Origin of the sequence: Duganella sp. S19_KUP01_CR8 (assembly GCF_036688705.1) — a bacterium.
GTDB lineage: Bacteria > Pseudomonadota > Gammaproteobacteria > Burkholderiales > Burkholderiaceae_D > Rugamonas.
Genome location: NZ_JAQQPR010000011.1, coordinates 170,925 through 191,700 on the forward strand (window position 1 = coordinate 170,925; position 20,776 = coordinate 191,700).

The 20,776-nt window shown below is 48.3% G+C and carries 17 protein-coding genes; 15 read left to right on the forward strand and 2 right to left on the reverse strand.

Translation table 11 applies throughout. The features are described 5' to 3' along the window. Positions 1-2 precede the first annotated feature (2 nt). From V6M89_RS13410 to V6M89_RS13470, 13 genes are all read left to right on the forward strand, one after another. Entirely contained in the window at positions 3-2,165 is a 2,163-nt protein-coding gene (locus V6M89_RS13410; protein WP_332853628.1) for a hypothetical protein, read from the forward strand. Then, entirely contained in the window at positions 2,162-2,701 is a 540-nt protein-coding gene (locus V6M89_RS13415) for a hypothetical protein (protein WP_332853629.1), read from the forward strand. Before V6M89_RS13410 ends, V6M89_RS13415 begins: the two co-directional genes overlap by 4 nt. A gap of 46 nt (positions 2,702-2,747) precedes the next feature. Beyond that, positions 2,748-4,001 (forward strand): tyrosine-type recombinase/integrase, encoded by a 1,254-nt coding sequence (locus V6M89_RS13420; protein ID WP_332853630.1) that lies wholly within the window; start codon positions 2,748-2,750, stop codon positions 3,999-4,001. A 420-nt stretch (positions 4,002-4,421) separates the two neighbouring features. After that, positions 4,422-6,479 carry an anti-phage ZorAB system protein ZorA gene (gene zorA / locus V6M89_RS13425; protein WP_332853631.1) on the forward strand — a complete coding sequence of 686 codons (2,058 nt, stop codon included), beginning with the start codon at positions 4,422-4,424 and terminating at the stop codon, positions 6,477-6,479. A 3-nt stretch (positions 6,480-6,482) separates the two neighbouring features. Then, positions 6,483-7,199 (forward strand): OmpA/MotB family protein, encoded by a 717-nt coding sequence (locus tag V6M89_RS13430; RefSeq protein WP_332853632.1) that lies wholly within the window; start codon positions 6,483-6,485, stop codon positions 7,197-7,199. After that, the gene (locus V6M89_RS13435) at positions 7,196-8,866 is read left to right on the forward strand and encodes an EH signature domain-containing protein (protein WP_332853633.1); all 1,671 of its coding nucleotides are present in this window, start codon (positions 7,196-7,198) and stop codon (positions 8,864-8,866) included. The genes V6M89_RS13430 and V6M89_RS13435 overlap by 4 nt, the downstream gene beginning before the upstream one ends. Positions 8,867-8,877: 11 nt before the next feature. After that, a complete protein-coding gene (locus V6M89_RS13440) occupies positions 8,878-12,642 on the forward strand; it encodes an SNF2-related protein (protein ID WP_332853634.1) in 3,765 nt (1,254 codons plus the stop codon). After that, positions 12,632-13,681, forward strand: a complete 1,050-nt coding sequence (locus V6M89_RS13445; protein ID WP_332853635.1) for an ABC-three component system protein — start codon at positions 12,632-12,634, stop codon at positions 13,679-13,681. Before V6M89_RS13440 ends, V6M89_RS13445 begins: the two co-directional genes overlap by 11 nt. After that, positions 13,674-14,150 (forward strand): ABC-three component system middle component 2, encoded by a 477-nt coding sequence (locus tag V6M89_RS13450; RefSeq protein ID WP_332853636.1) that lies wholly within the window; start codon positions 13,674-13,676, stop codon positions 14,148-14,150. Before V6M89_RS13445 ends, V6M89_RS13450 begins: the two co-directional genes overlap by 8 nt. Continuing rightward, complete coding sequence (locus V6M89_RS13455) at positions 14,147-15,988, forward strand: AAA family ATPase (RefSeq protein ID WP_332853637.1); 1,842 nt, start codon at positions 14,147-14,149, stop codon at positions 15,986-15,988. The genes V6M89_RS13450 and V6M89_RS13455 overlap by 4 nt, the downstream gene beginning before the upstream one ends. A 162-nt stretch (positions 15,989-16,150) precedes the next feature. Continuing rightward, positions 16,151-16,561: a hypothetical protein gene (locus tag V6M89_RS13460; RefSeq protein WP_332853638.1), complete on the forward strand. Its 411-nt coding sequence runs from the start codon at positions 16,151-16,153 to the stop codon at positions 16,559-16,561. A 42-nt stretch (positions 16,562-16,603) separates the two neighbouring features. Continuing rightward, positions 16,604-17,242: a hypothetical protein gene (locus V6M89_RS13465; protein WP_332853639.1), complete on the forward strand. Its 639-nt coding sequence runs from the start codon at positions 16,604-16,606 to the stop codon at positions 17,240-17,242. Between the two features lie 261 nt (positions 17,243-17,503). Then, the gene (locus V6M89_RS13470) at positions 17,504-18,178 is read left to right on the forward strand and encodes a hypothetical protein (protein WP_332853640.1); all 675 of its coding nucleotides are present in this window, start codon (positions 17,504-17,506) and stop codon (positions 18,176-18,178) included. A gap of 253 nt (positions 18,179-18,431) precedes the next feature. Here V6M89_RS13470 and V6M89_RS13475 read toward each other — a convergent pair whose 3' ends face one another. Beyond that, entirely contained in the window at positions 18,432-18,725 is a 294-nt protein-coding gene (locus V6M89_RS13475; RefSeq protein WP_332853641.1) for an H-NS histone family protein, read from the reverse strand. A gap of 232 nt (positions 18,726-18,957) precedes the next feature. On the opposite strand from V6M89_RS13475, the gene V6M89_RS13480 reads away from it, so the two are divergent. Both V6M89_RS13480 and V6M89_RS13485 read left to right on the forward strand, forming a co-directional pair. Beyond that, positions 18,958-19,848: an HNH endonuclease gene (locus tag V6M89_RS13480; protein ID WP_332853642.1), complete on the forward strand. Its 891-nt coding sequence runs from the start codon at positions 18,958-18,960 to the stop codon at positions 19,846-19,848. Positions 19,849-19,948: 100 nt separating this feature from the next. Continuing rightward, positions 19,949-20,170, forward strand: a complete 222-nt coding sequence (locus tag V6M89_RS13485; protein ID WP_332853643.1) for a hypothetical protein — start codon at positions 19,949-19,951, stop codon at positions 20,168-20,170. Between the two features lie 141 nt (positions 20,171-20,311). Here the strand turns inward: V6M89_RS13485 and V6M89_RS13490 are convergent, their stop codons facing one another. Then, positions 20,312-20,755, reverse strand: a complete 444-nt coding sequence (locus V6M89_RS13490; protein WP_332853644.1) for an HAD domain-containing protein — start codon at positions 20,753-20,755, stop codon at positions 20,312-20,314. Positions 20,756-20,776: the final 21 nt, after the last annotated feature.

A 20,776-nucleotide genomic window follows, 5' to 3' on the forward strand; every position in this document is an offset into this window, starting at 1 on the left:
AAATGCTGGCCGAAAGAACGAACTATTATGTACGTGACCATACCATTCCCGATGGGTTGGTCTTGCCAAACGGTTATCGGCCGTGGTGGATGTTGTGTCCTTATGAACGTCCAATCTGGACAGTCCTTGATACTGGTGACAAAAAGGACGTTACCATCCGCTTTGATGTTCGTCTTCCTGACGGCAATTTACTCGAGGATTATCCGAATCTTTATGATACGGTGCGACGTATTACCTATGCAGTCCGGACTGGCCCCTTAGCCTCAATTGATTCCGGGCAAGCACAGGCACAGGTAGCGACAAATTTAATTACTCTAGTTCGCTGGATGGTTCTTAACCATATCTATCAATTTGACGACCTCACCAGCTCCGATGCAAAAGAATATGGACAGTTGGCGGTCTACGGCGTAGACAATATCCTTAATACTGAAGGATTATTGCAGCGCCGTGTCGAGACTCTTGAGGCACGTGCCCAAGTTAGTGTAGATGACACTCCGGATGAGCGCAGGCAAAAAATGCAACGTGTTCTTCCAATTGTCAACCCGACTGGAAAAGCGTGGCGAATAAACCGTTCCCAGTTTTTGGAAGACTCCGGAGTTAATGGGGTAGCAACGAAAAAAGCAAAAGCAATTTTGCAAGAGCTTCTTGAACGGATAGGCTACGCGGTTCATAAACCGTCGGCGGATTCGTTCGAGGATGCTACGGGGATTAGCGCTCCCGCGACAACATTAGATACGTTTGACGACCAGGCCGTCTCAACGGAGCATTTGAGAAGGCTGCTAAAGCCGTTCGAGTATCTTTACTTGCATAGGAAAATTTTGACCGACGCGATGCGGAGGCCACCGTTTCCTAATAGCTCTGCCAGTGCAATTGCGAAGAAATTTGGCACCGCTATTGGCCGTACCGATACTGTTCCAATTGAACAAGCAAAGGTCCTCATTGAGCGTTCTGTGAGATGGATACTAGACTTTTCTCCGGCGCTGCTTGCGTACCAAGCGGGTGCATCTTACGCGGGTGAAGTTGATATTATTAGTAACTATTCGCCATTTCCTATCCTATTTTCCGAAAGCGAGATAGAACCCGCGCAGGCTCCGGCTAATAACAGAGGCTTGCCGCTTGGAACTGCGCTGAATTATCTTTTAACCGCTTGCAGCATCGTAATCGCTGCATTCTCTGCGCGCCGGGCGGCCGAAATAGCAGGTTTAAAAGCGAAATGCATTTGGTACGACCCTGCGGGAAAGCCATGGTTACAAGTCTTTATTCACAAAACCCATCAACGAAACACCGCCATCCCTGTTCCGGAAGTCGTAGTGATGGCAATCTCCCTGTTGGAAAAAATAAGTGAAACAGCCCGCCTCGAAAACGGCTCGCCTTATTTATTCCAGTACAAAATAGGCGAAACCGGTAAAGTTCGTGGGTTAAGCCGCTGTGGAAGTCCGATATTTTCCTTCACCCGCCATTTACGTGATTTCGGGTACTTCATCGACGTCCCTCCACTTCCGGACCAAACGCGCTGGACGTTCCGCCCACATCAGTTCCGGCGATTTTTTGCGATAGTCTACATCTGGGTCTATGAAGGTGGCAACTGGGGAGCGCTCTCGTATTTTTTGCGCCACTTTGACTCGACAATGACCAAGCGCTACGTGATGGACCCTGTAGTAGGCAAAATTTTCGCTCAGGTTTCACAAGAACGTACAGTGAAGATTTTAGTGGACGTCGCGTTTGGCCGTACCAGAGTTAGCGGCAAACAAGCCGAGCGCTTAGTAGAGGCGACGGAGAAATTGCACGTTCGATTGGCCCAAAAGATTCAAGTCGTATCTGAGCGCAAGCTCTACCAGCGGGTGCAGCGATTAATAGAGCGCAGCGCAATTCAGCTGGTAGGACTACCTTGGTCGTTCTGTGCTTCATCCCCAGGCTCAACAGCGCCACACATCTGCAATTCTGACCCGTCAGCTGGACCAGAGGTGAACAAAGCGACGTTCAACATTTGCTCAAAGTGTGAACATCAATTTTTAACGCCAGCGTTCGCCCCTTTCTTGGAGCGCACGATACAAATGCATGAAAAAATTTCTAATTCATCAAACGCCCCAGAAATTCTTCGTAACGCTAGTAAATATTCGGTGGTTATGATGAAGGCAGCAATTCACTCGGTAAAGACCCCATGAGCGATAACTCAAAAAAACCGGCGGTTGCCGCAAGAAAAGAAGCGCTTGCGCTTGCTAACTATATAAGCAAGTTGGAAATTCTCGAAAAAATTGCAAGCAATGAAATGAGCGATAGCTTTCCAAAAAGAATTTCACTCCCCTCTTTCTGCGCTTGGACGGATGAGCCCAATAATGTATTGCTGGTGTCCAGGAGTCTCTTATACCGTAAGGATACTGAATCCAGCAAGGATACCTACCTGTCTCTGTCCAAAAGATTGGAGGCGGCATTTAGCAACCTCAAAGCGTTGCGCAAAAGAGACAAAAAAAAGAATAGTTCTGAGTCGATTTTACATGACCGTCTTAAGGATTCCGAAATTACTGCGGGAAAATATTTAAACCAGTATATGATGGCTCTTCAAGAAGTAACAGACCTCCGGGAAATTAATTTACGTCAATCGGAACAGATAAAAAGGCTGACCGCAGAAATAGCGAAATTAAGCGGGTTAAATCTTGTTCGCAGTACAAAAAGAGCTAAGAGCAAATCTGATGCCGTATAAAATTAAGAAAACTGACAAAAATTTCGTCTATGCAAGGAAATCTTACATGGGTATCCCCGTACTCGTGCGGAGCAATAATATTTTTGTACGCGAGGTATGTCAGTACTTTCTTTTTCTAGTAATAGGTGAGCATTTGGCTGTGACGTCAGCGAAAACGTACGCCGAGCGAATAGCTCTGTTTTTCAATTTTTTAGAATATGAAGGTTTGGATTTCCGCGACGTCCGCGACGAGCACCTGATTAGATGGGAAAACCAACAGGCCAAGAACGGTGTTGCTGTGGATACACAAATTGATAGGTGTGATGCTGTATTTCAGCTCTACGTGTGGCTTGAAACACGCGGTTATATCACGAATTGTGTGAGAGTGCCTGGGCACAATGACCACCTCGCTTTTACCCCGGCCTTGACGTCTGCGCCACCGAAAGGCTCCAAGCGCGGGAAGGCGGTAAAGCACGGTATAGTTTCAGGGGTGCGTCCGAACTCCAAAGGAAAAAAATTCCAACCAACGCCGACCTTCGACGAAGTTACGGAGTTGTATGTTGTAGCAGACAATGGCGATGCCGCATTTACAGAGCGCAATCATCTGTTGATTGATTGGTACATCCAAGCAGGTGTACGACGACACGAATTCGGCTCGCTTACGGTTACTCAGATACCTAACTGGGAAAAAATCCACGAATTGCAGCAAGCATCGGAGGCGTATGGTTTTCTGCTTACTGTTACCAAAGGAAGAAAACCTAGGGAAGTTCCAGTTCTACCTGAGATTTTAGAACGCACGCGGGAGTATATAGAGGGGCCAAGGGAAGAAATAATTAAAAGATTTAAAAAGAAATATGGAAGCGATTACATAATCCCATCGGAAATATTTCTCTCAAACAAAACTGGCCGTCCGTATAATCTAACCTCATTAACCAATCTTATTAAGTCGTGGTTCAAAAGTGCGGGGATAGCTGGTACAGGTCATCGGCTTCGAGCGACATACCTTTGCGCGCTGTTCGACGCAGAAATCGAGGCTGAATTAGAACTTGTTCGTAAGCACCCGGAAACAAAGAGAAATATCGACTATGAATTCGTACTGCTGCGTGTCGCGGAGCGTGCTGGCCACTCGAGTCCGGAGCAGTTACGACCATACCTTACATACGTCAAAAAGCGGCGGAATCACAATGGACGGGATTTTGCACAATTAGTTATGGAGTTAGATGCCGCCCACCAGAGAATCGCATACTTGGAGCGTGCGTTAAGTGAAAAATTCAAGCAGCTGGAAGAATCTAAGAACCAGCTTAAATTGAACGCAAAGTAATTCAAAGCGGTTTGCGGGACGCAGCTTTGGCGGCGGGGCAAAGGTCAGGCGTATGCAGGGGCTTCCCCCCTGGGGCAGCGAACTTACACCAACGAGGTTTTCAACATCTGCAAGCGCTTTAGGTAAATCTGCGGGGCATCACGGGAACTCCAGGGGTTGTCCCCGTAGAGGTAACCGTGCCCAGTCGGGGTATGACTAAACGCGGTAATTTGGTCTGCGTGCAGCCTCGTGTGCAGGGTGCTAAATGTTCCGTAGTCGCCGTGGTCAGTCACGTCCACCGAGATGTTTTTTTTCATATTCTATGTTATTGCTGGTTTCCCTGGGGCTACTTTTGGTAAAATTGCTATCATAAATATCAAAATTCCACGTGCAGCCAAGTGCCGACGTGGCAACAATAGCAGTTGAGCAAAGGATACATTGGTGGCCCTTAAGTCATTTCTTACCGAATCGTCAGCTGCAACTCTCTTGGTTGCAGCTGCTCTTTTTTTGCTCGCCTTAGCATTCGTAGCCTTTTTCCTGGCTCCCGGGCTCGTACACTGGTTTCGCCTAAGGCGCATCGAACGCGTCATTAGCAAGTTCCCGAAGCCAAATAAGGTGACGGACTTCAAGCAAGTCTTTGTCGGTGACAAACATCTTTCCCATCTTTGGAGTGAGTACCGGGAATCGCTTCACCCTGTTGAGGAGCTCGAGGACGGGCAGCTGGTTGTCCGGGAATATCGAGCCACAGCTCCTGCTGAGATGTACTTTCATGCGCAGTCCGTTGTGGACAGCCGCTTGCATACAGAATTCTTCAAGCATGTGCCTGGTATTTTTACTGGGCTTGGAATTATCGGCACATTTTCCGGACTCATCCGTGGACTGGGAGTTTTTCAAGTTAGCGAGAATGCGGCGACGGTTAGAGCAAGTCTTGAGTCGCTGATGCATTCGGTAGGGGAAGCCTTCCTAGTTTCCGGGTCGGCCATCGGCTTGGCAATGCTTGTGACTCTGTTTGAGAAATTTCTGTTGAATGCTCTGTATCGACGTACTGACGCCATAACAAGAGCTATTGATGCTGGTTTTGAATCGGGCGTGGGTGAACACTACCTTGGCCGTTTAGTTCGTGCGTCAGAGGACTCTGCAAGTCAATCTAAGATTCTCAAGGACGCTTTGGTCGAAGAGCTGGGCGAACTTTTGCGCGAGCTTACGGCCGCGCAAATCACCGCGTCCAAAGAGCAGCAGGAGCAGCTCGCTTCACGTCTTACGGACGCGTCTCGCGAGCAAGTGGAGGCGGCGCGTCAAGACAACCAGGCTCTTGGTGCAACCATCGCAGAAAGCATCAAGCAAAGTCTGGAGGGGCCATTGCAGGATATCGCAAGCACCGTAAAAACTGCTAGCGGTGACCAGAGTGCTAGTGCGGTGGGTATGCTTCAAGACGTCATGTCTACCTTCAGCGAGCGACTTAGCTCGCTGTTTGGAGGCCAAATTTCTGGTATTAATCAACTGAACCAGCAGACTGCAACAAGCATGCAAGAGGCCGTCAGCACACTTCAAACGCTGGTCGCAAATATTGAAGAATCGAGCCGCCGTTCGACCGACAATATGGCTGAACGTATGGCGGACGCTATCCAGAAGATGGAGGCCCGTCAGGAGGCGATGAATAATCAGTCGTCGGCCTTTGTTGAGCAAATACGCGGGCTGGTTGCTAACTCGCAATCGGAAACGTCTAGCGCATTGCAGGAGACCTTGCAAAATATTGGAGAACAAGTAGGGACAATGCTGGAGAGATTGAATACCTCGCAGTCCCAAGCATTTGAAAATTCATACGTGCGCGAACAGGCCGCCAGCGAGCGCGCCAGTGACGCTGTAGGGGCGATGACGGCATCAGTCGAATCCGTCGTAACAGAATTAAATGCCGCGACGACCCAAATGGCGAAAAACATCACTTTGCTTACGCAGACAACATCGAGCTCGGTTGAGCGGATGCATGCTGGCGCGGAGCAGCTTGGTCTCGCTTCGCGCAATTTCGCAACGGCTGGAGAGCGAGTCTCTTCCGTAATGACCCAAGCAGCGGGGGTTTCCGAGAAGCTCGCAGAGACATCAGGCGCGCTTACGGTTGGTGGTTCGGCGATGCAGACACTTATCAAGGATTATCAAGCACAGCGTGCAGTTGTTGAAACGCTGGTCGGCGAACTACGCGCAACCGTTGAGTCCGCACGCAAGGAGGCATCCTTAACCGCTGACGTTCTTGGACGAATTGAGAGCTCCGCCCAGAAGCTAGGATTAGCTCAGAAGCAGGCTGATGAGTATCTGGACGGTGTCAGCAAAGTGCTGGCAGATGCGCACACTTCATTTGCGACGGAGGTAAAGCGAACCCTGAACACTGCCAATACAGAATTCCACGCAAAATTGAGTACTGCGGTCAACATGCTTCACTCCGCAATTGGTGAACTTGAGCTCACCTTGGCTACCTCTGGCGCCATTTCACCGGTGAGGAAATAAGTCATGATTGGCACAAGGGTCGTCCTGAAGCGAGGCAACAAAGATGAAGCGGAAAAGCCATTTTGGATTTCGTTTGCCGACCTTATGACCGCACTGATGGTTCTCTTTCTTGTTGTCATGGGAGTGGCGTTGCTTGCGGTGACCAAGAATGTCACTGAACGCGAAAAGAAGGAAGAGCAGCATCGCAAGGACATCGAGACCATCCTAACCCGGTTTGAGCAAGCAGCCAAACGTCATGAGCAAGATGGGGTGCATGTCGACCGTCTTCGTCAAGTTATTGACTTTGGCGACCGCGCTCGCTTTGCATTTGGGAAATCCAACTTAGATGCCAGCCAAGAGGGGGTGCTGCGCCGCTTTGTTCCAGAAATTCTGAATCTGGCAAACGACGACCTTGGGAGGCGCGTGCTTAAACGCATGGTGGTCGAGGGGTACACCGATAAAACGGGTACCTATTTGAGCAATCTGAATTTGAGCCTTCAACGGAGCCAACGGGTGCTCTGCACAATGTTTGCTGTGCGTGGCGACAGCCTGCTTAGCCCCGAACAAAAGGAGCAGGTCAGGAACCTATTTTTGGTCGGAGGTTATTCCTTTAATGCTGCAAAGGAGACCGACGAGGAGAGCAGACGTGTAGAGATGCGCTTAGAATTTTTGGGCGTAGAAGAGCAACGAGCAACTGCCCAGCAGCAGGTTGGCAATTTTGGTGACTGCGCCCTGCCATGAGCGCACTTAGCCACTTAGCCGCCTTGCTTGGCGCCGGTACTGGCCTAGGAGCGCAGGCGTTAACTCAAGACGGCAATATCGATGCTGTTCTAGTCACCATGCAAAAAAGAGCCAGGGGGCGGACTGCTACCCATATCGCTGAAGACCAACAGCTATCGGCATTGCAGAGGTTTTGGCAAACCCAGGACATACCCGTTTTTCGAGATGCGTACTTAGTCTCCTGGGGCTTGCATATTCCTCATAAAAAAGAAAGTCTCTGTGTCTTGGAAGATGGGCCACGACTAGAGCGCCTTTTATCGTGTGTCGACGGCTGGGGCGAACAACCTGGTGCCTACCGCAGGTGCTATCAAGGACTGGTTAAAAGTTATTTCTGCTATTCGCCCACCTCCGAAGATGGGAAGGCAAATGCTCGCAACAACTGGCCTATGTTCCGAGACTATCTTCACGACCGAAATTGGCGCATTAAAGATGAACGTGCGAATCCCGATTGGGTCCAGGTCGCTCTCGACAATCGGCAGCTCTTCGAACGAGACCCGTGCGCTCCTTACGTAGACACCTTGCTCCAAGGTGATACAGCCATTATCGACTCACTTTGCGACCAGCTTTCCATCAGCAAGACATCCTGGTTCTTGGAGAAGCTTGTGATGGCGCAGGTGCGCAAAGCTGTTCAAAAAAGCGACCAGGATTTCAGTGGCCTGTTGCGCCGACTTCTACACGTCCTTGGGGACAACCCTGTTTTGCGCGACTCTGGACTGAGACTTCTCTTGGACCGCTATGCGAAAGTGCCGGGGTTGAACCTGCATCAGGACCTCCGCGACCTAACCGTAGGGTGGTGGGGAAATCCATGGCTACCCTCGAACGAGACCCGTTGGGGAGGAGTTACGCCAGAGGCTAAGGCCATGGTTTCCGATTGGCTAAAGTTGGAGTTCATTGAAGACTTTTTCACCAAGCTGGCAGAGGATGGTCTGGGTGACCCGAGACGAATGGAATTTTGGAAGCGCTATGTGCATGCAATCGAGCACATCGAATTCGCGCTCGGCAGTTCTGCCCGCAATTCGCGTGAACCAGATTTTGTCGCCCTCCGAAAGAAGATGAAGGGCCTTATCTGCGAGCTAGATGCGCCGGGTACAAATAACGCGTTCATTATGCGAATGGGGCGATTGGTGGCGGTCGAGTTTAGTGACCCCGGCAATGCCCTGTACGGGTATGACTCATCCAAGACCGTTCCTTTCAATACCTCGCATACTCTCCGGCTGCCGCTCGATGTCGATAATTCGCTGAAACAAAAATCGAAGTCGGTATTGTGGCAAGGACATCATGGTACTCCAGACAGTTGGAACAAATGGGAGAGCATAGTCGAGGAAAAGTTGCGTCGGCAATTCGGCATCGCACCAGCTCTGAGAAGGCAGGCTTCCTTCGAGCCGAGACAGAACTCCGCTTCTCGGCAAGCTTCGAGTACAGCCCCTACTTTAAACGCCTCCCAAACGCAGCCTTACTCACGTCATGCGCTGGCTTTGTTTGCGGAGGCAAATGGCCTACAAATCAACGACAAATCGGGCGTCGGTGGAAATCTTTGGGTGTTCGCCGGTGCAGCTGACGCTGAAATAATGCGCACACTAACCGCCTGGGGCTTCAGTCACAAACCAGGCAAGGGATGGTGGAAGTAAGGATGGTAAAAATGTTCAATTTATTCAAAAAAGGTGTTGCCCCCGTCGCTAACGAAAAGTGGTTTCGCCGCTGGTCCATGACAGGCGTGGAGATGTCCGCTGCGAATAGCACCGGCGGCGTCAAACTCGGCGGAGAGCTGGTCCGTGGATATCTCACTCAACTCGTCGATGATGGCTTGGCTGTCGAGACTGGAGATGGTGCTGTTTTGCCGTGGGATTCTCTGTATCTCGCATTGTCCAATCCGGCATACGCTGGTCTGGTGGATGCACTGCAAATTCCTGATTTGGTGAACGCCAAACCCGCGCTAAGGAGCAGCCAATCGCTCGCCGACAAGGACTTCTCTATTGCCATTGGCGGATGGCGAAACCAAGCCGGAAAACCATTCGATGGTGAGCTTATCGGGCCGATATTGGTTGATGGCGACAGCACAGGACTTATGTTGCCCGCACAGTGGGAGCTTTTCAAAGCTGCTGTTGCTTTCGCCAAGCGGCCAAGTGAGGAGCATTCTGACCTGGCGCATCGCAAAGCCTGGGGAGCTATACGAAAACTGGCTCTTTCGGCAGACGCCATTTTGGATGACTTTCTTCACCGCTCGGTTGTACTTACGCCAGAAACTCTGGACATAGAGCTACGCAAGTCGGCGGTTGTCGCCGACGATAAAGTTGTAGAGGTCATTCCAGGATTTGCAGATGAGCCTCTTGGGTGGCTTGAGGCCTTCGACCGGGCGAAGGAGGTCCGCGACCGCTATGACATTCCAACGGCGGAGGGAATTGTCCAGGTGCTCATCGCTCCGAAGGTGAGAACTGTTCTTCAGGAAATCAAACGGATGGAACACCGTAGAGTCGCTGGGGCGCGTGCTCGGGCATTCCTGGTCAATCCCTTTGCTACATTGGGGCCCGACGCGACAGATGTGATTAGCGAGAAGCAGTTCGAGAGTGCACGAGATGACGCAGGCCTGACTTACGAAAGGTTTATACCCGTTGTTGAAAGAGATGGTTTAGGTCGTCCTGAAAAAGTAGGCCTGATGATTGAGGTATCGAATTCGTCGGGCATTCTGTCATCGGAGTCGCGCTGGCTGAATGTCGATGAACTGAAGTCTTTCGTTCAGACGCTGAGCGTCAGCCTGGAAAAAGGCCACCAGCTGCTTGCCTGGCATGGCTATGATTTTGAGTTAAGCGGCGAGGCCTCGCGTGACCTTGAAGTTCTGTGTGATGTGCTTGGGATATGGCAATCGTCGACCACTTTGGTCTCCTATGCACAGGTGCACGACCTAAGCGGATACTCAGCTCGTATTGAAGGTATTGGGGCTGAAAAGCCTTACCACTCCCCATTTATTGCCAAGAAAAATGAAGGGGAAGGATGGTTCCCCGAAAATGTTGTTCCGATGGTGGTCTATCAACCGAAAGATGGCTCGGAGCCTATCGCGGTTCCGACAAGTAAGGCTGCGATTGAAAAGTTGAAGGAAGACATTGACGTTGCTATCGGCACGGGCAAACAATCCGTTGAGGTACCTTGGCTTCCAGAATCCATTTCAGTGGAAGATGGCAATGCAATTGTTAAGGCCTTTGGTCGATTATTCGATGAGCTGGAAGCCGAGGATGCCTCTGGCCAAACAGGTTCTAAAGGCACGCGGGGCAAGCGCAGTCTTGACGTACCGGCGCAGTTGATACTTCGGGCGAATATCCAGAAGGTCGAATATGAAGAGCTTCGGCGAGAGGCTCTGGAATCATTGCCTCGGGCTCCCAAGATACCGGTGTCGATTCGTCCCGAATATTCGCTGCTACCACATCAATGCGAAGGACTAGCTTGGCTACAGCATCTATTCAGTTTGCAAACAGACTACCAGGTGAGAGGGGCCATACTCGCTGACGACATGGGGCTAGGTAAGACTTTTCAACTGTTAGCTTTGATTGCCGGTCTGCTCGAACGGGAGCCAGATATCGCCCCGATGCTTGTAGTCGCACCTGTCTCTTTGCTCGAAAATTGGGCGGAAGAGGCTCAAAAATTTTTCGTACCTGGAGCTTTGCCTGTACTGACAGCGTACGGAAAAGGACTGGACAGCCTTCGTGTGCAGCGTTCTCAAATTGACGAGCGCTTGCTAGAAGAAGACAAGTTGGTCAAGTTTTTGGTTCCGAATTGGGTGGGTACCGCCAAGATAGTGCTGACAACTTACGAGACACTGCGTGACCTGGAATTTTCATTTGCGGCACAGAAATGGTCGCTAATGGTTTGCGACGAAGCGCAACGCATCAAGAACCCTGCCGCCATGGTGACCCGAGCGGCAAAGAAGCAGAACGTGGATTTCAAGATAGCGTGCACAGGAACGCCGGTGGAAAATACATTGGCTGACTTGTGGTGTCTCTTCGACTTTGTGCAGCCGGGCCTCCTCGGCGCGTTGAACGAATTTGGGGACCGCTACAGAAAGCCCATTGAGGCGAGCACTGCGGAGGAGAAAAGTCGCGTCGAGGAACTTCGTGCGCGCATAAGTCCCCAGATACTGCGGCGCCTAAAGATTGATGTGGCGACCGACCTTCCGCCAAAAATCATTGTTAACGACTGTCGACGCCTTCCGATATCGACAGAGCAGAGGAATTTGTATTCGAAATCCGTTGAGAGCTTCAAGAAGCGAGCAGAGCCAGGAAATGCCAGCCCGTTCAAAAATCATTTGGGACTGCTTCATTATTTGCGATTGGTTTGTACGGACCCGAGGCCGCATGGCTTGAATGTATTTAAACCTGAAGTGCTCCGCGAGTATCGTGAAAAGGCACCGAAGCTCCATTGGCTCCTCAACGTTCTGCGCGACATCAAAGCGAAGGGCGAGAAGGCTATTGTTTTCTGCGAATTCCGTGAAATTCAACGTTTGCTACAGCACTATATTGAAGAGGAATTTTTACTTCGGCCGGACATCATCAACGGCGATACCAGCGCATCCGCCGCTCACACAGCGAGTCGTCAAAAGCGCATCAAGGCGTTTCAGGAAAAGGAAGGCTTTGGTGTCATTGTACTTTCACCCATTGCAGTTGGATTCGGCGTGAACATTCAGAAGGCAAATCATGTAATCCACTATACGCGGACATGGAACCCTGCCAAAGAAGACCAAGCGACCGACCGGGCTTATCGAATTGGCCAAAAGAAGCCCGTCTACGTGTACTACCCGGTTGTCCACGCCCATGACTTCACGACCTTCGACATCAAACTGGATGAGCTGCTCGAATACAAGCGCAAGCTTGCGGAAGACATGCTGAACGGCTCCGGTGACATCACGCCTGGCGACTTTAAAATTGTCGACGTCGTGCCCGGCGCGAGCGTTGATGACATCGATAAGCGCATTGACATTGACTTGGCCTCTCGTATGGGATGGCAGCATTTCGAATGCTTGGCGGCAGCATTGTGGGCGAAGCTGGGATATGAGTGCTACAGGACGCCTGCTACAAAGGATTACGGCGTCGACGTAGTAGCGATTTTGGGCCAGTCGGGCCTTCTCATCCAAACAAAAACATCGGGCACAGACGGGCACGCTCTAAATTGGGATGCAGTGAAAGAAGTCGTCGCCGGTGAGGCGTACTACCAGCGCCGCCACCCGAAGGTGCAATTCAAGAAAATCTGCCTCACAAACCAGTTCTTTAACAAACATGCTAGCGAAAATGCTGAACTGAACAGCGTGCAATTGTTGGACCGTAATGAATTAAATCTATTACTGGGTAAGCACGAAATTATGATGCTGGAAGTTGAGCGGATGCTGTATGCGGAATGGTCATCTCAGTATGAGTATTGAAAAAATGAAAAGCCCGGCTTCCTATCACCCTGGACCGCCAGAGGTGCAACCGGAAGAACGATTGCTATTAATGGGAGCTACGGACTGGGAGATTTTCATCGAGGAGTGTGTTCGACAGCTTCAAAAGGAAGGCGAATATGTCCAGGTACATCATCTCGGCGGCGCAGGAGATAAGGGCCGGGACGTCTGTGGGTACACTCTTATGCATCCTGATGAGAATACTTGGGACCTCTATCAAGCAAAACATTATGCGGGTACATTATCCCCCAGCGACTTCGTTGGGGAATTGGCAAAATTTCTATTCAATGTATACATCGGTGCTTATAAATGTCCCCGAACCTACCATATCTGCGCATTGAAAGTAGGAGTTAGCCTCCTAGACCTGGTGCTGAATCCAGAACGTATGCGTGTATGGATTCTAAAAGAATGGAAAAATAAAAATGGGGATTTTTCTGGGTACAAGCAAAAGCTAACTGCGGAACTGGAAGTTTTCGTCAATAAATTCCCTTTCGAAATAATGAGAGTTACCCCTCCGGCCGTACTTCTAGATATTCATAGGCGTACACCTGCGCACTGGCCAAAGTTCGGAGTCTTGGATAAGCGTAAACCCAACCCAGCAGTTCCTGTTGAATTGGGTATTGACGAAATGAATTACATTTTTGCGCTGCTTCAGCTTTACTCGGAGCATGCAGGCATCAACATAGATGACCCCGACACAATCCCTAAAGCACTTCTCGCTCATTTCAAAGTGCAGCGGCGCTTATTTTTTTGCGCAGAAGGCTTAAATCGCTTTAGCCGAGATAAATTACCTGGCGCCTTTGAGGAACTTCTCGACCAAATCGAGCTTGGTGTTGGGACAACTTTAACGTCACCGCATGAGAGCGGCATGCAGCGACTTAAGGAGACGTTAGGTATTGCCAATTCATTGCCAGTGAGTGCCAATCCGCTCTCTGCTAGGTTACAGGCCGGAGACCTTCAGGGTGGATGCCATCATTTAGCTAATCAAGAGCGAATAACTTGGATAGATTCTGATGAGTGATAAAATATTCAACTCTCCCTTCGAATTGGGAGTTCGGATGGTGTTTCTATTGCAGACATTGCATCCTAGTAAGGTGGACCTTCAACGCCTTGTATATCTAGATTATGCTTCGATATACTCAGCAGACCTTGGTGGGCCGCCTAGCCTTCATACTCCGGTACCATTGCGCGGTGGGGAGTACATAAGTAGGCGAGAGATTATTGAGGAAGGTCTATATTTAATGGCGACCCGTTCTTTTGTTGATATTGATGCAACCGAGGGTGGCATAGTTTACAGTTTAGGCGAAAACGGTACCTCTCTAACTGGGCTTTTAGGTAACGAATACTCTCGGTCTTTATTAAATTGTTGCGAATGGACATCCTCGAGATTTGGCTCTCTCACTGATAAGCAATTAGAGGCGGTTTTCGATAAGCATGGATTACTATGGGGCGCTCATTTTGTGTCCAGTGAATTAAGGACTTCTATATGAGTATATTCCTTTACAAACTAGTGGTGACGGGGCCGGACAAAGAAACTGCTAGCCTCGAATTTGACGGCCTAGCGCATCTTGTCTATGGTCCTACCGATACAGGGAAATCGTATATTGTCCAATGCCTAAGGTATGTTTTAGGAAGTGAGGAGCAACCTCATGATATTGGATACTCACGCGGATATACACGTGTCGCATTACAATTGGAAATTGCCGATGGAACAAAATACACATTTTTTAAAGATTTGCAAAATTCGGAAGATTTTGTGTATGTTGGATTTCATGACTTGCCCCCTCAGGATTCTGTCCCATTAAAGATTGGTGGCGAAGCCAATCTGATAAATTGGTCGGGTGCAACCGGTCGAAAGATACTCGCAAAGAGTGGCACTCTTGGCAATATGACAGCCAATGACCTGCGCTATGTTAGTATTTTCGATGAAATTGAGACATTGGATAAGGTATCTCTTGAGGGTAAGGACAGATTGTCGAAGACTAGGAATAAGTCTTCTATTTCTCTAATTTTGTCGGGGGTCGACGATTCAAACATAGTGTTAGTCGCTTCTGCTGACAAAATAAATATCGCTAAAGGGCATGTCGAATCTATAGAGGAACAAATCAATTCCTTGAAGTCCGAAATGCCTTTCCAACTCACAAAAATAGATGCAGATACGTCGCTAGCAAGAGCGGAAGCTCAGATAGTTGAGTTGAACACTTACTTTAAAACAAACTCAGATGAAATTAAAGTCTTAAAAGAAGAACGCTCTACTCTTGACTTACATGTTAGAGAGCAGGTTGAAGCAATTTCTGCCCTGCGCGAAGCAAAGAACCGATTTCACCTATTAGATAAAAAATATAGTAATGACCTAGAACGGCTGCAAACTATTTCAACTGCCGTGGCCGTTGTGGGGTATTTTGAGACTCGTCCCTGCCCCTTGTGCCAAACTGACGTCGAGCATCAATTACGACACACTGATGACAGTGAAAGACACCAGACGCTCCGTCGCGCTTCTGAGGCCGAGGCGTTAAAGATTGTAGGATTGCGTACGGGGTTGAGCCACGCAATTGATGATATTGAACGAGACATCAGTTATTCCGAAAGGGTCTTAGAGTTAGCACAACAAGAGGAGCGAGTTAACTTGGCTGCCCAAGCTGAGCTTCTTGCGCCTAAGGAGTTTGGCAATGAATTTAGCTTAGAGGCTTTATCTGAACGGAAAGCTATTCTTAAGGCGGCTGTCAAAGATTTCGAAAAAATTGATGCCTTAGAAATTCGTTTAGCTAATATGAAAGTTAAAGCTAAGAGAAAAAAACAAATTGTGGAGCGCGATTTGGCCAAAACCAGCACCGAACTCTGCGGAAAAATTAAGTTATTATTGGATTTGTGGGGTGTGCCTGGGGTAGAGTCCATCTCATTTGATGAATCTCTTATGGATATATTAATAAACCAACGAAAACGAATCTCGTTCGGTAAGGGAAAACGGGGAATATTTCTGACGGCATATGTCGTGTCTCTGATGGAGTTAGCTTTAACCAATGGGCACCCGCATTTGGGTATAGTGATTATTGATTCTCCAGTCGTGACCTACAAAGACCCCAAACACGGCAACGCTGGCCCAGATGAAGTTCTTCAGGTTATTGTGAAAGATAAATTCTATTCCTGGCTTGCGGACAGGGATGCGGTCGGACAAGTAATCGTTTTGGAAAACGAGGCACCAGAGGATAATTTAGTCGGACGCTTAGCATCTACCGAATTCGTAGGTATTGGGAAGGCAGAAGGAAGGAAAGGATTCTTTCCTATATCGAGTTATTCAGCTTCCTTCGTTCCTGATGACGAGGGATAGCGACTCAACTTGAGTTTTTAAGTACGTTGAAAACTTGAGCTAGTGTGTTGGCGATTTTTACGACAATTGTATTTTTCGGGATATTTCCGTAAAGTGCCACAATGGGAGACCACGGCTAGTGTCGGAAGTGGTTAAGAACTAAAATATTTTACAAAATTACCTATGTTAGAACTCACTGAAACTCTTAATTGCGGTGGAACATTGAGAGTCGACTTGAAGGGATGGAGAATAACGTATTTTATTCAAGGTCCAGATAGAAGATACAACCCAAAATTTTATACTGTGGAAGGCTCGACTATGGATAGATATATTTCCGTGTTGAAGAAAAATTTTGCGGAATATGAAAGGCTTAAAGAGGCTTTGGCTTTGGCCAACCAGGAAAGTTTTTCAAAGCATCTTGACATGGGTATGTCAATCCATATGATGAATAAGGTTCCTAGCTTCAACGGTTTGCACTTGGGGTCTCACACGCAGCCCGTATCAACAAATTTTCAGCTGCAAAAATTGATTGATACTTATGTTAAAGCCGGTGAGAGAGCGATGAGAATGCAAGTTTTGCTAGGCTCACTTTAGAATATTGTTGGCCTAGATATTGTCAGCACCTTTGGAGGTTAAGTGGTTGATTTATTAAATCCTGAACTGATTAAGAATTTACTTGCCTTGGCATCTTTGATTGTGACATGTATAGTTGGAATAAAAATAAAAGAAATTATCGAGTTTCTGGAATGGCACAGAACGAAACAAGAGATGTATGTTGAGAAAATGCTAAAAATACCGGAGCTTGATGCACCTACTAAGGAGGCTCTCGCAGAGCAACTCAACTATGTTATATACCGAAAACTAAGACGCATACCGGCAGATAAATTCATCCGCGAAAGAGTCAATTTTTTGGTAGAGCAGTCAAACGGTGAAATTCAATATTTTCAAATCTCTCGTGCTTGGAAGTACATAAAACTTAGAGATAAAAAGCTTATCGTAGAAATTACTTATGGAGACAGAATTGTAAATATTTTTGAGCGCGTTTTTGGTTTAATATTTTTAATCATGGCGTGCTGGTCACTCTTCGTTGCCGTGACGTCGAAAGAACTGATTAAAGTTGACAGGCTCTATCTGCTATCTGTTTTCTTTTTGTTTCTTATTGGCGCGATGTACTATGCCTGGCAGAATATTCCGATTGCTATCGCAAAAAAAATTGCTCCTGTCCTATTTGGATTTCAAAACGAAGTGCCGAATAATAGCAATCCATCAGAATAAAATAGTTTCCTGAGTATGGCCGATGGAAAAGGACGAAAACAAACATCTAGGCTATACGCGGCGTCGAGAATGGATTGTTGTCACGACCGGTGCGTGTGTTATCGTTTACTTGGAATACGAGCCGGAGACTACTGATGCGGGTTGGCCGAAGAAAAACTAACTTTCCATATCCGCCCAAGAATGGCGATTGTGGAGCGTTAAGGTTGTTGGACCTAGTGTTCTGCACTGAACTTTTTCTTGATGATTTTTGGAGGACCATTTTTGAGTCTAGATGCCATTGAACTTTCAGAAACGCTGGCTTTCAAAGGAAAGCTGACTGCACGCGAGTCTGGTTTTGATTTAACTTATTATTTCCCAGGACCTGACCGAAGATACAACGGTACCATCCTGAAAATTGACTCGTCTATGCTCGAGCAGTACATCACTGCATGGCAAGATAATTGGCACATGTACCACACACTGCGGGCTTCTGTACAATCGACGTCTTTCTCGGCATCGGGGACTCTCGGCATGACGATAGATTCGAGAGGCGTCCGACTTTATCAGCTGCGAGTGGAAAGCGACTCAGACCTTGGCATTATGTTGGATACTTTGCGATATGCACAGATGCGGGGGGCTGCCCTGAGGTCTGATATTCTAAGTCGTTTGGGTAGAACTGAAATGTCGGCAGATGAAAAACTAATGCGGTTCACTCGATTTATGAACGGCGAGGACATGTCGGTATGCACTAATCCATTGGTTAGTAAAGAAATAACTATTGCGCTATTGCTAGTGCGTTCAAAATTAAAAATTGGAATTAACAGTTGCCGCCACCACGTTAGTAATTGGTTTGGCAAACAGGCAGCCCAGGACTTTATGGAGGATATCCGCCGCCACGGCCTGGAAGTCTTCTGCGAACAAGCTACTTTTATTATTTCTTGGCAAGGCCGCTCGTAAAGTACATATGATGGACGCAGCATTGAGCGATGGCTCCTCAGTCCTTTTAGGATTGAAACGACTCGACTTACTGTGGCGCGCTTAAACCACGCCCCGTGGCACGGAGCAAAAAAGCACATCAGTCGACATCAAAATCGGCCGCAAATGACGACGCGAGAACCTTCTTGATACGTCGCGATGCTACAGATTTTTTAGAACAGCAAAACAGGCCGCAATTTGCGGCCCTTTTGTTAGCCCATTATTTTACAGAATATTATGGCTTGATGCGGAACTGCTCCTTGTCTTTACCGTCGAGCCAACGCGGAGCGCGACCTCGGCCAGTCCACTCTTCGCCGGTCTCGGCATTCCTAAACTGAGCCGCAACAGGTTGGCGAACCTTAGCGTCTTTATTTTTTGCAACTCCGCCCAAGTCGGCAATGCTCAGACCATGCTCTTTCATGATTTCAGCGATTTTGGTTTTTGCAGCAGCCAGCTCGGTCGTGCGTGCCGCATCGGCATGTTTTTGAAGTTCAGCAATTTGTGCTTGCAGTTCGGAATATGACGACATTTTTTCTCCTGGGGAATATTTTAATATGCAGAAGGAATTTAACACATTTTCTGTCAGAATCCCAGCGAACTGGCGCTGCACTAGCACTCGGGATGATAACGGCACTACCGCAGCCCCAGCAATACCTCAAAATTTATCATGATTTGGTAAATCTCTGTGACAATATACTTTCTTGGTCTTAGCAGCATTTATTTTTTGCAAAGTCCATCGCCCCCTTCCGAGGAGATAGCCCTTGAGTGAAATACTGACATCTTGGTTCATGTTCCCAGAACTGACGCATGGCCCATTTTTAGCCATTAATCTGAGTAATCGCAAGAGTGGTTCGAAGAATCACAATGACAACTTAATGGCGAGGGATAAGACAGGGAACTGGGATATCCCGGCCGCAGGACGAAAGGATGGCCTCAAGGGGAAGACAGTAGTGCTGTTTTACTCGACCCCGCAGCAATCCAGCAGAGTATACGTCGGAACCATCAACGCACATCGGATAGCAGGGAAAACTGAGCACAAACCGCCCCGCAACAGGTATGAGCTTACTGCGAAGGACGGATGGGAGCTAGTTGCTGAAACATCGAGCAATTTTTCCGAATTCTTTGCTGGCTTTAGAATGAGCGCAAACCCGACCGTTGTCTGGATGGACGCGCAAAATTACGTCCCAGAGCCTGACCGTGCGGCGGATGCAGAGAATTATGAGCCACTTCCAGTTCCACCAGGAATTAGCTACATGGCATGGGTGGCGCTTCGGGAAAATCATCGAGTGTTTGTCAAAAACGTTATCCGTGTTTGGGGACGTAAATGTGCACTAACAGGTATCGAGGCGCCTTTTCTTATTCACGCAGCTCACATCGTACCTTGGAGTGTAGCAAAAGGTGAGGAGAAGACAACGGAGCACAATGGTTTAATGCTCTGTGCTCATTTACATGCGTTATTTGATGGGTACCAAATCTCCTTTGATGACGAAGGTTTTCTTCTTCTTTCAAGTAACATCTCAATTGGAGTGCGGAATTTAGTCCTAGCTACCCGCCACACGCGATTAAGAATCAAACCGAGCTTAAAACAGAGGGGGTTCTTGGAGCGACATCGCCTCGGAACAGATGGCGAGACGAAATGGGTAAAATCCTGAGAAGCATTTTCTATTGAAAATAATAAAGCGAATTGAAAACATTGAAGTCTCTGCCAAAACGTGAAAGAATTGTGTCTTTAAATTATGGAGATGAGCCGCAATGAAAAAATTAACCGCTTTGGAAATGGCACAAGATTCTTCCATAGGACGCAATTTAGCGCCCGAGGAAACGTCAGAATTGCAACGACTTCGCCGCGAGCTTGTAGAGTTAAACAATGATTTTCTGAATGAAGTTTCTGATATTCTAACTGGAGGAAAGCGGGAATTAGATTTAGAATTGATGAAAAACCAGCGTGCTAAAATATTTCGAAGTGAAAAATGAACTGGTAGGTGATGTCCTGAGACAGAGTTAAGAGATTGGTACAAAGGACAAGATGGAATCTGCTGACGAATGAGCTGATGACAGCGCCAGATACGATGAGGTCCGCACATCGAATCATTTGCACATGGGAGTGCCCGACGCTTAGTTGTGTAAGCGCTGCGCTAACACTTCGCAGTCGGCCTCAGTGAGGCCCGTCGCAGGATTTGTTGCGAACAGGTTTGCGCAGAATGGCTTAAATAAATGCGGTTGGTCGTCGACCGCCAGCCATTGCTGCCACGCCCTGTTGTGCGACCGGAGCCATGCTTCGATTTCGGCTTGGCGCACGTATCTACCGAATGCTGAATCGTCTTGAATCTCTCGCCAACGCGGCGTTACACCAACGATGCGTGGCGCTATGTCGGCGCAGAACAGCGACTGAAGTTCGCCCAGGGCGTGGGCTTCTCGCCAAGTCGAACTTATAACTACATCAACCTTCGGCCGACTGCGCAATACATCCTCCAGGAGCGGCCGGTTACACATCAATAGTTCGGCGTTGTAGTTGATATCCGGATGCAGCACCCCATCAAAATCCAAGAAGAGAATCATTGGCTTACTGCTGCCCGCAAC

Bases quoted from the DNA above. Each gene is read 5' to 3' on its own strand.
- V6M89_RS13410 (WP_332853628.1), top strand. From the start codon at position 3: ATGCTGGCCGAAAGAACGAACTATTATGTACGTGACCATACCATTCCC.
- V6M89_RS13415 (WP_332853629.1), top strand. From the start codon at position 2,162: ATGAGCGATAACTCAAAAAAACCGGCGGTTGCCGCAAGAAAAGAAGCG.
- V6M89_RS13420 (WP_332853630.1), top strand. From the start codon at position 2,748: ATGGGTATCCCCGTACTCGTGCGGAGCAATAATATTTTTGTACGCGAG.
- V6M89_RS13430 (WP_332853632.1), top strand. From the start codon at position 6,483: ATGATTGGCACAAGGGTCGTCCTGAAGCGAGGCAACAAAGATGAAGCG.
- V6M89_RS13435 (WP_332853633.1), top strand. From the start codon at position 7,196: ATGAGCGCACTTAGCCACTTAGCCGCCTTGCTTGGCGCCGGTACTGGC.
- V6M89_RS13440 (WP_332853634.1), top strand. From the start codon at position 8,878: ATGTTCAATTTATTCAAAAAAGGTGTTGCCCCCGTCGCTAACGAAAAG.
- V6M89_RS13445 (WP_332853635.1), top strand. From the start codon at position 12,632: ATGAGTATTGAAAAAATGAAAAGCCCGGCTTCCTATCACCCTGGACCG.
- V6M89_RS13450 (WP_332853636.1), top strand. From the start codon at position 13,674: ATGAGTGATAAAATATTCAACTCTCCCTTCGAATTGGGAGTTCGGATG.
- V6M89_RS13455 (WP_332853637.1), top strand. From the start codon at position 14,147: ATGAGTATATTCCTTTACAAACTAGTGGTGACGGGGCCGGACAAAGAA.
- V6M89_RS13460 (WP_332853638.1), top strand. From the start codon at position 16,151: ATGTTAGAACTCACTGAAACTCTTAATTGCGGTGGAACATTGAGAGTC.
- V6M89_RS13475 (WP_332853641.1), bottom strand. From the start codon at position 18,725: ATGTCGTCATATTCCGAACTGCAAGCACAAATTGCTGAACTTCAAAAA.
- V6M89_RS13485 (WP_332853643.1), top strand. From the start codon at position 19,949: ATGAAAAAATTAACCGCTTTGGAAATGGCACAAGATTCTTCCATAGGA.
- V6M89_RS13490 (WP_332853644.1), bottom strand. From the start codon at position 20,755: ATGATTCTCTTCTTGGATTTTGATGGGGTGCTGCATCCGGATATCAAC.